General features: G+C 70.7%; 9 protein-coding genes and 1 tRNA gene. 3 read left to right on the top strand and 7 right to left on the bottom strand.

The features are described 5' to 3' along the window. Window positions 1-69 precede the first annotated feature (69 nt). The 3 genes from ACT541_RS13315 to ACT541_RS13305 form a co-directional block, all read right to left on the bottom strand. Window positions 70-146 (bottom strand) — tRNA-His (locus ACT541_RS13315). A gap of 149 nt (window positions 147-295) precedes the next feature. Continuing rightward, entirely contained in the window at window positions 296-1,021 is a 726-nt protein-coding gene (locus tag ACT541_RS13310) for a phasin family protein (protein WP_476137570.1), read from the bottom strand. A 248-nt stretch (window positions 1,022-1,269) separates the two neighbouring features. Beyond that, window positions 1,270-1,653: a phasin family protein gene (locus ACT541_RS13305; RefSeq protein WP_476137569.1), complete on the bottom strand. Its 384-nt coding sequence runs from the start codon at window positions 1,651-1,653 to the stop codon at window positions 1,270-1,272. A gap of 413 nt (window positions 1,654-2,066) precedes the next feature. On the opposite strand from ACT541_RS13305, the gene ACT541_RS13300 reads away from it, so the two are divergent. The 3 genes from ACT541_RS13300 to ACT541_RS13290 all read left to right on the top strand — a co-directional run bounded on the left by ACT541_RS13300 (window position 2,067) and on the right by ACT541_RS13290 (window position 9,124). Next, window positions 2,067-6,074 (top strand): ATP-binding protein, encoded by a 4,008-nt coding sequence (locus tag ACT541_RS13300; RefSeq protein ID WP_476137568.1) that lies wholly within the window; start codon window positions 2,067-2,069, stop codon window positions 6,072-6,074. Between the two features lie 151 nt (window positions 6,075-6,225). Next, entirely contained in the window at window positions 6,226-7,203 is a 978-nt protein-coding gene (locus ACT541_RS13295) for a threonine dehydratase (protein WP_476137567.1), read from the top strand. Between the two features lie 163 nt (window positions 7,204-7,366). Next, window positions 7,367-9,124: an AsmA family protein gene (locus ACT541_RS13290; RefSeq protein ID WP_476137566.1), complete on the top strand. Its 1,758-nt coding sequence runs from the start codon at window positions 7,367-7,369 to the stop codon at window positions 9,122-9,124. A gap of 213 nt (window positions 9,125-9,337) precedes the next feature. On the opposite strand, the gene ACT541_RS13285 is transcribed toward ACT541_RS13290, so the two are convergent. Genes ACT541_RS13285 through ACT541_RS13270 form a run of 4 tightly spaced genes read right to left on the bottom strand, consistent with a single transcriptional unit; the run spans window position 9,338 to window position 12,586 of the window. Then, entirely contained in the window at window positions 9,338-9,685 is a 348-nt protein-coding gene (locus tag ACT541_RS13285) for a cupin domain-containing protein (RefSeq protein ID WP_476137565.1), read from the bottom strand. Between the two features lie 27 nt (window positions 9,686-9,712). Further along, window positions 9,713-10,528: an ABC transporter permease gene (locus tag ACT541_RS13280; RefSeq protein WP_476137564.1), complete on the bottom strand. Its 816-nt coding sequence runs from the start codon at window positions 10,526-10,528 to the stop codon at window positions 9,713-9,715. After that, window positions 10,525-11,427: an ABC transporter permease gene (locus ACT541_RS13275; RefSeq protein WP_476137563.1), complete on the bottom strand. Its 903-nt coding sequence runs from the start codon at window positions 11,425-11,427 to the stop codon at window positions 10,525-10,527. Before ACT541_RS13275 ends, ACT541_RS13280 begins: the two co-directional genes overlap by 4 nt. Window positions 11,428-11,437: 10 nt before the next feature. Then, entirely contained in the window at window positions 11,438-12,586 is a 1,149-nt protein-coding gene (locus tag ACT541_RS13270; protein ID WP_476137562.1) for an ABC transporter ATP-binding protein, read from the bottom strand. Window positions 12,587-12,662 lie beyond the last annotated feature (76 nt).

Below are 12,662 nucleotides of genomic sequence, written 5' to 3'. Positions count from 1 at the left end.
ACGAAGAGGCCGCGCCGAAACGACGAAGGCCGCCCCGAGGGGCGGCCTTTCGTGCGGTGTCTTGCGAGATGGTACAGCTGGGTGGACTCGAACCACCGACCTTCGGAGCCACAATCCGACGCTCTAACCAACTGAGCTACAGCTGCATGTCTCGCGACGGGCTCCTAATAGGGGCTGACGCCGCGCTTGGCAAGTCCCGTTCGCGATCGTCCACACCCCGACGTGCGGGAGGCCGGATACGAAAGCGCCGCCGAGACGGCGGCGCATCGCATCGATCGGCGGAAAGGCGCCGAATTCACTTCTTCTCGACGGCGTCCAGCGCCTTGCCGACCACGTCGCGGGCGGCCTTGGAGGCCTCGCCGGCGACTTCCAGCGCCAGCGCCTGGATCTCCTTGGCCTGGGCGCTCAGCGTCTCGTACTGGCGACGCAGGAAGGCCGTCTGCAGCTCGACCACCTCGGCCACCGTCTTCACGCCGATCAGGTCCTTGGCATGGCCCAGCGTCGCGTCGGTGTTGGTCTTGGCGTGGTCGATGCCCTTGCCGTTGAGCTCGACGATGCCGGCGCGGGTCGCCTCCCAGGCGTCCTCGAAGGCGTCGGTCGCCTCCTCGGTCAGGGTCTTCAGCGTCTCGTAGTTGGTGCGCGCCTGGGCGATCGCCTTGTCGGCGGCCTCGCGCAGCGCCGCCGGGACCTCGATCTGGCCGAAGGCGGCGGTGTCGAACTTCGGCAGGTCGAACTTGGGCAGCTCGAAGGTCGGGAAGTCGAACTTCGGCATCTCGAAGGTCGGGAAGACCGGCGCCGCCGGAGCGGCCGTCGGCGCAGCGGCAGCCTTCGGCGCCGGAGCGGCCTTCACTTCCGGAGCAGGCGCGGCCGCGACCGCCGGAGCGGCTTCGACGGCCGGCGCCGCCTTCGGCGCGGCGGGGGCGGGCGCGGCGACGACGGCCGGTGCGGCAGCAGCGGCGGCAGCCTTCGGGGCCGGGGTCTTGGTCACGCGCTTCGCCGGGGTCTTCGGCTCGGTGGTCATGTCGATGATCTCCTCGAAATCGGTTCGCCCCGCCGTTGTCGGGCGCCCTTCGCGGGCGGGCGGCGGACCTGCCGCGCCGGTTTCGACGGCGGCGACGAACACGTGTCACATGTAGCTCTGATTGTGCTGCGATGCAACATTATATTGCATCGCAATAATCCGGACGGCGCGCAGCGTCGAAACGAAAACGGGCGAGACACGTCCGTGCCTCGCCCGTTGAACGATCCGACCGCGAGGCGGTCGTCGGATCAGGCCTTGGTGACCTTCTCGGTGATCGCCGAGACGGTCTTGGCGGCGGCGTCGCCGATCTGGCGGACCTGCTCGCCGAACGAGGCGGCCTGGGCCTTCAGGTAGTCGCCCTGCAGAGCGAGGACTTCCTGGGCGTCCTTGGCCTTGACCAGCTTCTGGGCGTGAGCGAAGGCGTTGGCGAGGTTCTCCTCCGCCAGCGCGAGGACCTTCTTGTTGAGGTCCAGGGCGCCCGACTGCACTTCCGCCGACGAGGTCTCGACCTTGTCGACGGCCTTGTGGGTGGCGGCGATGAAGTCGTCGACGGCCTTCTTGGCCTGCTCGACCGACTTCTCGGCGAAGGTACGGATCTGCTCGGGGATCTCGAAGGTCTTTTCGGCGGCCATGGGTCTCTCCTTGGAGCCGGCAAGCGTCACCGGCATCGACTGTGCTCGCATCGCGAGCCGAACGGGGTCCACGCGGGCCTCCCGCGCGGGTCACCGATACTTCGTTCGGCGACGGTTCTGGTCTACGCCCATTTCTGCTGCACTGCAACATAAATCTCGCAGTGCATTATTCCCTGGCGTCACTCTTCGATTAACCCTGCCTCGCGAAGAGCGGGGCCGAAGCGGCCGGACGAGTGGACCCACCGCTGGTTTCGTCTATATTAACGAGAGGTTAACAGCGTGATGACGATCCCGCGATCGTCTTCGACAGTCTTCGCGTGCCGCTCCCGGTCGACGCCCGCGCCGAAAACGCGCAGGCGGTCCGGAAAGGACGATGCGAAGACGTCGAGACCTCGGGCGAGAGAATACGGACGATGAAGACGATGGTCGATGACTACGCTGCGATCTGGCCGATCGTCGCCCTCGACGGGGTGGGCGACCTGATCGGCGACGCGCGCCCCGGCTTCGTCGCCGTCGAAGGCGGGCATCGCCTCGCCTTCGCCAATGCCGCCGCCGGCCCGCTCGTCGCCGAGACCCCCTGGGGCGCACCGCTCGCGCTCGAGCCGCGGCTCGCCGGCCGCATCGCCCGTTTCGCCGGCCGCGCCGCGCCGGGCGAGGAGACGCGCGAGCTGCTGCGCTTCGCCGAAGACGGCCGCCCGACCCTGCGCAACGTCGTCCTCCGCCGCCCGATCGATTCCGACGACGCCGTGATCGTCCGCGTCGAAGGCTTCCGTGCCGCCCCCGAGACGGCGAGGCCCCAAGCGAGCCTCGCGCCCTTCGTCGCCCGCGGCGGCCTCGTCGCCATCTTCGACGGCGAGGGCGAGATCGTCGCCGTCGCCGGTGACGTCGACCTCGCCGAGGGCCTCGAGGACGAGATCGCCGCCATCCTCGACGAAGCCGACGAGATCGCGGTCGTCGAGCGCGTCGTCACGCGGGGCGCCGGCCGCCACCCGCTCGCCCTCGTCCGCCTCGGCGACCACGCCGACGCCCGCCGCCTGCTGCATCTCGGCCCGGCGATGGACGCCACCCCGGCCGATGCGCCCACGCCGGTCGAGACGCCGATCGCTCCGGGCGCCGACACTGCCGAGCAGGCGCCGACGGACCATGCACCGACCGAGGCCGTCGCCGCGTCCGATGCCGGCGAGGTCGCCTCGGTTCTCCCGACCGCGCCCGCCGAGCCCGAAGCGGTCGCCGGCGCCGACGCCCCGGTTTCGCTCGAGCCGGAAGACCTCTTCGAGACGTCGTTCGAGGAGGTCGCTCGTCTCCTGCCACCGCCGCCGGTCACCACCGCCGAGGTCGCGTCCGCCGCGACGACTCCGGCCACGGAGACCGTCGCCGACGAGGACCGTTTCGTCGCCGCGCCGCCGCTCGCCGTCGATCTCTTCTCGGATTTCGACGCCCCCGACGCCGATCTCGACGCCGCCTGGGCCGTCCGGCCGATCGCCGTGACGGCGCCGGAAGCGCCCGCCGCCGGAGCCCCCGAGGCCATCGAACGTCCGACCCTTCCCACCGCGCCGACGATCGGCGCCGAGGAAACCGAATCTCTGCCCGAAACCCCGGCGCTCGCCGCCGAGGAACCCGCCGCGCCGCTGGTCGGCGGTCGCCCGGTCTCCGACGCCGCGCTCGAAGAGACGCTGCCCGAGCCGAAGAGCGCCCTCGTCGCGCCGACGCCGGCCGACGGGGTGATCGAGGAATCGGCCGCACCCGAGACCGCCGTGCCGACCGCGCCGGAAGCCGCGATCGACATCGCCCTCGCGCCAGCCGCCGAGGAGGCGGTCGAGGCTATCGACGCCGACGACGAGCCCGCGACCGGCTTCGCCTTCGCGCCGCTCGAGCGCTCGGTGAAGTTCGTCTGGCAGATGGACGCCGACCACCGCTTCACCATGGTCTCCGACGAGCTCGGCGGCGCCGTCGGCCCCGCCGCCGCCGATCTGGTCGGCCGGCGCTGGGACGAGGTCGCCGCCCGTCTCGACCTCGACCGCGACGGCACCATCGCCGGCGCGCTCGCCCGTCGCGACACCTGGAGCGGCCGGACGCTGCTGTGGCCGATCGAGGGCGAGGCGCTGCGCCTGCCGGTCGATCTCGCCGCCCTGCCCGCCTTCGGCCGCGGCCGCACCTTCGCCGGCTTCCGCGGTTTCGGCACCGTCCGCGCCGAGGCCCCCGTCCCCGATCCGCACGCCGTCGGCCTGCGCCTCGCGGAGGAGGCCCCTTCGGCCGCCCTGCCCGCCCCGCTCGCCGCCGAGGTCGCGGCGATCGAGGCCGAACCGGTGGTCGAGACCGGCACCGCGCATGCGCCGGACGAAACCGCGGCGCTCGAGCCGCCGACCTTCCCGGACGACTGCGAGAGTGCCGATCTTTCGCCCGATCACCCGATCGACGCCGCCTTCGCCGGCGACATCGGCGACGATTCGGTCTTCCATCTGCACGACGCTCCGATCGAGGCGCCCGAAGCCCCCGTCGTCACCGACGCCCCGGAGGCGCACGACGTCGCTCCCGCGGCGTTCGTCGAGACGCCTGCGCCCGAGGTGCCCGTCGCGACGTCGACCGACACCGACCCCGAGACCGTCGAGGCCGCCCACCCCGCACCCGAGGCGACCCCGGCCGAGACCGTGGCGCCGCTCGCCGCCGAGGCCGCGGCCGTCGCCGCCCGCGTCGTCTCGCTCGACGGCACGCCGCACGCGACCGGCGATCATCCGCGCCTGTCGGTGCCCGAGCGCAATGCCTTCCGCCAGATCGCCGAGGCGCTCGGCGCCCGCATCGAGGGCGAGGCCGCCGGCCCCGCCGTCGCCGACGGTGCCCCGCCGATCCCGCCGCCGCCGCTGACGCCCGCCACCGTCGTGCCGCCGCGCCGCCGGCTCAACGAGGCGACCGGCACCGCGATCGACGCCCGTCTGCTCGACCGGCTTCCCATCGCCGTCGCCCTGTTGCGCGACGACCGGGTCCTGCACGCCAACGAGCGCTTCCTGTCGCTGCTGCGCTTCCCCGACCTTTCGACCTTCGAGGCGGCCGGCGGCGTCGACGCGCTCTTCGCCGGTCCCCACGTCGCCCGCCGCTTCGAGAGCGAGGCCGGCCGCGTCGTGCCGCTGATCGCCCACGACGGCACCATCGTGCCCTGCGACGTCGAGATCGGCACCGTGCCGGTCGAAGGCGGCAGTGCGCTGATGCTGACGCTCCTCGAACGCGACCTGTCCGCACCCGCCCCGGTCGCCGCCGTCGCCGCGGCCCCCGCCGGCTCGGTGCCGGAGGCGATCTCCGCCGCCGACCGCGAACGCATCGCCGAGCTGCAGGCGATCGTCGACACCGCCACCGACGGCGTGCTGATGCTCGACGCCTCCGGCCTCGTGCTCTCCGCCAACACCGCCGCCGAGGCGCTGTTCGGCGCCGAACGCCGCGCCATGATCGGCCGTCCGCTGACCGAACGCCTCGCCCAGGAGAGCCATCGCTCGGCGATGGACTATCTCGACGGGCTGGCCTCCAACGGCGTCGCCTCGGTCCTGAACGACGGTCGCGAGGTGATCGGCCGGGTCGCCCCCGAAGGGCTGATCCCGCTCTTCATGACGATCGGCCGCGTCTCCACCGGTCCGATCGCCAAATACTGCGCCGTGCTGCGCGACATCACCCAGTGGAAGAAGTCGGAAGAGGAACTGACCGCCGCCCGCCGCCGTGCGGAGGAGGCGTCGATCCACAAGTCCGACTTCCTCGCCAAGATCAGCCACGAGATCCGCACGCCGCTCAACGCGATCATCGGCTTCTCCGAGCTGATGATGGACGAGCGCTTCGGCCCGATCGGCAACGAGCGCTACAAGGACTATCTGCGCGACATCCACGTCTCCGGCAGCCACGTCATGAGCCTGGTCAACGACCTGCTCGACCTCTCCAAGGTCGAGGCCGGCAAGATGGACCTGCGCTTCGAGGCGGTGTCGCTCGCCGACGTGGTGGGCGAGAGCGTCGCCATGATGCAGCCGCAGGCCAACCGCGAGCGCATCATCATCCGCTCGTCGCTGCCGGCCGGCGTCCCCGCCGTCGTCGCCGATCCGCGCTCGATCCGTCAGGTGGTGCTGAACCTGCTCTCCAACGCCGTGAAGTTCACCCCCGCCGGCGGCCAGGTGATCGTCTCGACCGCGCTCGAGGACAACGGCGAGGTCATCCTGCGCGTCCGCGACACCGGCTACGGCATGAGCGAGAAGGAACTGGAGACGGCGCTCGAGCCGTTCCGTCAGCTCCACACCACCCGCTCGCGCTCCGGCGGCACCGGGCTCGGCCTGCCGCTGACCAAGGCGCTGGCGGAGGCGAACCGCGCCGTGTTCCGCATCGACTCGACGGTCGGTCAGGGCACGCTGGTGTCGATCACCTTCCCCGTCACCCGGGTTCTGGCGAGCTGAGCCCGACGACGTCTTTCGCGGGGACGAGCGGAACGATTTTCCGCATTTCCCCATGATCGCTCGTCCGGAAGAGCGAAATTTTCCACGGCCTCGGTCTAGAGTGGCCGTCGGCGGCGCCTTCGCCGCCCGCCCCCGAGAACCGGACCCGCCCATGCCCAGCCTCGCAGACTTCGAAGCGGCCGCCCGCCTGATCGCTCCCCACGTGCCGCCGACGCCGCAATATGCCTGGCCGGTGATCGCCGAGACCCTCGGCGTCGAGACCTGGGTGAAGCACGAGAACCACACGCCGACCGGCGCCTTCAAGGTGCGCGGCGGCCTGGTCTTCGTCGATCGGCTGCTGCGCGAGGCCCCCGAGACCCGCGGCATCGTCTCGGCGACCCGCGGCAACCACGGCCAGTCCCTCGCCTTCGCCGCGCGCGCCCGCGGCATCGGTTGCGCCATCGTCGTGCCGAAGGGCAATTCGCGCGAGAAGAACGCCGCGATGCGGGCCTTCGGCGCCGAGCTGATCGAGATCGGCGACGACTTCGACGCCGCCCGCCTCGCCGTCCCCGGCATCGCCGCCGACCGCGGTTTCGCGATCGTGCCGTCGTTCCACGCCGATCTGGTTCTCGGCGTCGGCACCTATGCGATCGAACTCTTCCGCGCCGTGCCCGATCTCGCCGTGGTCTTCGCGCCGATCGGCCTCGGTTCCGGCGTCTGCGGCCTGATCGAGGCCAAGGCGGCGCTAGGCCACGGGGCCGAGATCGTCGGTGTCGTCTCGGACAAGGCAGACGCCTACAAGCGCTCCTTCGAAGGCCCGGATCTGGTCGAGACCAGCCACCCGGCCACGACCTTCGCCGACGGCATGGCGGTGCGTTGCCCCTCGCCCGAGGCGCTGGCGATCATGCGGCGCGGCCTGTCGCGCGTCGTCGCGGTCGACGACGCGGCGATCGCCGACGCCACCCGCCTGCTCTTCACCGCCACCCACAACGCCGCCGAGGGTGCCGGCGCCGCGGCGCTCGCCGCGCTCGCCGCCGAGCGCGAGCACTGGCGCGGACGCAGGGCCGGCGTCGTGCTGTCGGGCGGCAACATCGACCGCGACTGGTATGCCGCGGTGCTCGCGGGAAACACGCCGGTGGTCGGCGCGTGAACGCAAGAGTGGAATCGCGACACCTCCGGTATGCGATTCTCCCTCAATTCCGTGGACGATCGCGGATTTCGCGACCGTCGCGGCATCGACGCGTTGCAAGCCGACGCGCGGGACGTTAACCGAAGTGAATGACGGCCCACCGCCACGTTCCCGGACGCGCGCCATGAAGCGCCTCATCGCCGCCCTGATCGCCCTCGTGGGGCTGATCGTCGGCGCGACGACGCTGCGCGGCGCCATCGCCCCCGACGAGATCCGACGCGAGGTCGAGACGACGCTGGCCGGCTGGCTCGGCGCGCCGGTCCGCGTCGCCGGCGAGGCGCATGCGACGCTGCTGCCGACCCCGCGCCTGCGCTGGACCGACGCCGCGATCACCGACGCTTCCGGCGCGACCATCGCCACCGCCGCCGAGATCGAGACGCCGATTTCGCTCACCGCCCTCCTCGCCGGTCGGATCGAGACCGACGGCCTGGTCCTGCGCGGCGCACGCCTGAGGCTCGGCGCCGACACCGTCCGTTCGCTCGCCCTGAGCGCCCGCCTCTTCGCCCTGCCGCCGATCGACCTGCGGCTGGAGAACGCCCGCATCGACGTCGACCGCCCGGCGGGCAGCGAGACGATCGAGGGGCTCGATCTGACGATCGCCCACAAGGCGGTCGGCGCCGGCCTCGAGTTCGACGGCAAGGGCCGCTGGCGCGGCGAAGCCGTGAGCCTCGTCGCCCGCATGCCCGGCGACGCCACCGCGCCGCGTTGGCGCCTGTCGCTGAGCGGCGCCGGGGCGACGCTCTCGGCCGACGGCGCGAAGACCGCCGATCCCGCCGCGCGCTGGACCGCCTCGACCGCTCTCGACGTGACCGATCCCGCCCGTCTCGCCCGCCTCCTCGGCGTCGGCGCCGACGTGCTGCGCGCGCCGCTGCGCCTCGAGGGCGCGCTGACCGTCGCCGACGGCACCGCGACGCTGACCGATGCCGCACTGCGCATCGGCCGCACCGCCGCCAAGGGCAGCCTGGCGCTGGCGATCGGCGGCGACGAACCGACCATCGGTGGCACCCTCGCCTTCGGCACCATCGCCTTCCGTGCCGACGAACCACTGTTCGGCGACGGCTGGCGCGATCTGGCGCTCGCCCGCGACCGTTTCGGCATCGCCCTGGCGCTGCGCCTGTCGGCGGCCGAACTCGCCACCCCGCGCTTCACCCTGACGCGCCCGGCGGTCGCCCTCGATCTCGCCGGCGGCCGGCTCGATGCCCAGATCGGCGACGTCGGCCTGTGGGGGAAACCGGCCTCGCTCGGCGTCGTCGGCAATCTCGGCGCCGGCGGCCTCTCCGCCCGGATCCGCGCCGTCGCCAAGGACCTGCCGGCGGCAGAGCTCGGCACGCTCTTCGCCGTCGACGGCATCGAGGCCGGTTCGGTCGAGACATCCTTCGAGGGGACGACGACCTGTGCCACGCTGGGGGCCTGCGTCGAGGCGATTGCGGGCCGCGCCACCGTCACCGCGACCGGCCTGACGGTGACCGGCCTCTCGCCCTTCGGCGACGTCACCCGCTTCCACCCGATCGTCCTCGGGCCGAAGAGCGCGCCGAAGAAGACGACCTGGTCGAGCGCCCGCGCCCTGATCGATCTCGCCGGCAACGATGCCCGCATCGAGACGGTGGAACTGATCGGCCCGGATGCCCGCTTCTCCCTCAAGGGCAAGGGCGACCTCGCCCGCGGCGGCGTCGAGCTGACCGGCCACGCCTATTTCCGCAACCAGCGCCCGACCCCGTCGCGCCCGACCAGCGACGAGATCCGCATTCCGCTCAGGGTCCACGGCACGGTGCGGCGGCTGGAGATCACCCCGGCGATGCCGGAGCCGGTGCCGGTCGAAGCCCCCGGCCCGACCCTGGCGCCGATCCCGATCGTCCCGCCGGTCGGCGGCTCGGGTCAGTGAGTTCGGACGCCCGAAGCAATCGCTCGCCCCCATTGTTCGGCTTCACCCTGAGGTGCCCGGCAGAGCCGGGCCTCGAAGGGCGAAGCCACGACGGAAGGTGCCACGAGGCCCTTCGCGCTTCGAGGCCCGGCCAGTGGCCGGGCACCTCAGCATGAAGGGCCTCTGCAACAGATCCGGTGGATGGAAACATCGCGCGTACGGGACAAACCCGCTTCACGTCGCGATCGCGTAGATCTTGCGGCAGGGCTCGATCGTCTCCCAGACGCCGGTGAAGCCGCGCGGGATGACGAAGGCCTGACCCGGCCCGTATTCGGCCGAAGACCCGTCGTCGCTCGCGAGCCGCACCCGCCCCTCGAGGATGACGCAGAGCTCGCTCTCCTCGTAGGCGATGCGCCACGCCCCGACGCTCGACGCCCAGACGCCCGAATAGAACCCCGTCGTCTCGTCGTCGTGGACGGCGACGAAACCGGTCGCGGGCGCGCCGGCGACGACCTTCTCGGGCGCGATCGCCTCGTCGGTCTGCGGCCGCAGCGAGGTGTCGACGGGCAATGTGGCGACCATGTCTTCCTCCGATGAAGGGGGCGGCCCTCAGCCGGCCGCCGCCGCCCGTTCCGCCCGTTCGCGCTCGAGCTCCTGCCGCTTGGTCAGGATCGAGGCGGTGACGACGGCGATCGAAATGACCGCGATCACCAGCGTGCAGACCGCGTTGATCTCCGGCTTCACGCCGAGGCGCACGTCCGAATAGATCTTCATCGGCAGCGTCGTCGCCCCCGGGCCGGTGGCGAAGGAGGCGATGACCAGATCGTCGAGCGACAGGGTGAAGGCCAGCATCCAACCCGACACCACCGCCGGCCAGATGATCGGCAGGGTGATGCGGAAGAAGGTGCCGAAGGGCCGGCAGCCGAGATCCATCGCCGCCTCTTCCAGACTGCGGTCGAAGCCGACGAGACGCGACTGCACCACCACCGCCACGAAACACATGGTGAAGGTGATGTGGGCGAGCGTGATCGTCCAGAAACCGCGGTCGAAGTCGATCGCCACGAAGAGCAGCAGCAGCGACAGGCCGGTGATCACCTCCGGCATCACCAAGGGCGCATAGACCATGCCCGAGAACAGCATCCGCCCCGGAAACCGCCCCATCCGCGCCAGCGCGATCGCCGCCATGGTGCCGAGCACGGTCGCCACCGACGCCGAGGCGAGACCGACCTTCAGCGTCACCCAGGCGGCGTCGAGCAGCTGCTGGTCCTGGAAGACCTCGGCGTACCAGTGGGTCGACCAGCCCTGCCACACCGCGACGTTGCGGCCGGCGTTGAAGGAATAGATGATCAGGATGACGATCGGCACGTAGAGGAAGGCGAAGCCGAAGGTCAGCGACACGATGTTGAAGAGCGAGAAACGCCTCATCGATCCGCCCCTTCCGCCTTGGCCTGCGCGTTCTGGAAGATGACGATCGGCACCACCAGCAACATCAGCAGCACGATCGCCACGGCCGAGGCCGCCGGCCAGTCGCGATTGTTGAAGAACTCCTCCCACAGCGTCTTGCCGATCATCACCGTGTCGGATCCGCCGAGCAGATCCGGGATGACGAACTCGCCGACCGCCGGGATGAAGACCAGGAACGAGCCGGCGATGACGCCCGGCAGCGACAGCGGGAAGGTCACCCGCCAGAACGCCTGGAACGGTGTGCAGCCGAGATCCTGCGCCGCCTCGATCAGGGTGTCGTCCATCTTCTCGAGGCTCGAGTAGAGCGGCAGCACCATGAAGGGCAGGTAGGAATAGACGATGCCGATGTAGACCGCCCGCTGGGTGGCGAGGAAGGTGATCGGCTCGGAGATCACGCCCAGGCCCACCAGCAGCGAGTTGAGCAGGCCCTCGTCGGAGAGGATGCCGATCCAGGCGTAGACGCGGATCAGGAAGCTCGTCCAGAACGGCAGGATCACCAGCATCAGCAGCGTCGGCCGCCACGCCTTGGGCGCCCGCGCCATGGCGTAGGCGAGCGGATAGCCGATCGCCAGCATGATCAGCGTCGAGGTCGCGGCGATCCACACGCTGGAGAGATAGCTCTCGACGTAGATGCTCTCGCTGAAGAGCCGCAGGTAATTGGCCGGCGAGAACTCGCCGATCTTGGCGAAGAAGTCGCCGATCGTCGCGATCACCGGCTCGTAGGGCGGCTGCGCGATGACGCTCGACGAGAAGGAGATCTTGGCGACGATCAGGAACGGCACCAGGAAGAAGACCAGCATCCAGACGTAGGGAAAGCCGACCAGAAGGAAGCGACCGACGCGCGGTTTCGACGAGCTCATCGCACCCTCCTCAGGCCTTCAGGACCACACCCGCCGTCTTCGACCAGGTGAGCCACACCCGGTCGTCCCAGGAGATCGGCCGCTCCACCGTGCGGCTGACGTTGGCGACCGTCGCCCGGAAGGTCCCGCCGCCGTCGAGGCGGACGTGATAGACCGAGGTGTCGCCGATGTAGCCGATGTCCCAGACCTCGCCCGCGAGCGCGTTGACCGACGGATCGACCGGCTCGTCGAGCGAGACCCGCACCTTCTCCGGCCGGACCGCCGCCCAGACGGTCGCGCCGACCTCCGGCTTCGCCTCGTCCTCGAGCACGATGGCGACGCGCGGCGAGGACGCCTCCATCCTGACCGCGTTGCCCTCGACCGAGGCGACGCGGCCCTCGACGATGTTGATGTCGCCGATGAAGTCGGCGACGTAGCGGGAATTCGGCTGCTCGTAGATGTCGGAAGGCGGGGCCACCTGCACCAGCTTGCCGTGATCCATCACGGCGATGCGGTCGGCGACCGTCATCGCCTCCTCCTGGTCGTGGGTGACGATCAGGAAGGTCATGCCGAGGTTCTGCTGCAGGTCCATCAGCTCGAACTGGGTCTCCTCGCGCAGCTTCTTGTCGAGCGCGCCGAGCGGCTCGTCGAGGAGCAGCACCTTCGGCCGCTTGGCGAGCGAGCGGGCGAGCGCCACGCGCTGGCGCTGACCGCCGGAGAGCTGGTGCGGCTTGCGTTTGGCGAACTTCTCCAGCTTGACCAGCTTCAGCATCTCCTGGACGCGCGTCTCGATCTCGCCCTTGGGCATCTTGTCCATGACGAGGCCGAAGGCGATGTTCTTCTCGACGGTCATGTGCGGGAAGAGCGCGTAGGACTGGAACATCATGTTGACCGGCCGCTCGTAGGGCTGCATGCCCTTCAGCGACTGGCCGGCCAGCGTGATGTCGCCCTCGCTGGGGTGCTCGAAGCCGGCGAGCATCCGCATCAGGGTGGTCTTGCCGCATCCCGACGGCCCGAGCAGGGCGAAGAACTCGCGCTCGTAGATGCCGAGCGAGACGTCGGCGACCGCCGTGAAGTCGCCGAACCGCTTGATCACGTTCTTGAACTCGATCAGCGGGCGGGCCTGCGGATCGTCCCAGGGGGCGAATTTGCGGCGAACCGGGCCGAGTGTCTTGGCCATCGAGTACCTCCGGCGATCTCGGGAGACGACTGGGGAGCCGGCGGTCCCCGAAGGAGCCACCGAAGAGCAGAGGGGC

The sequence above is a fragment of the Pinisolibacter sp. DMC100 genome (assembly GCF_056313705.1).
This window is presented reverse-complemented; position numbering and strand designations above follow the sequence as displayed.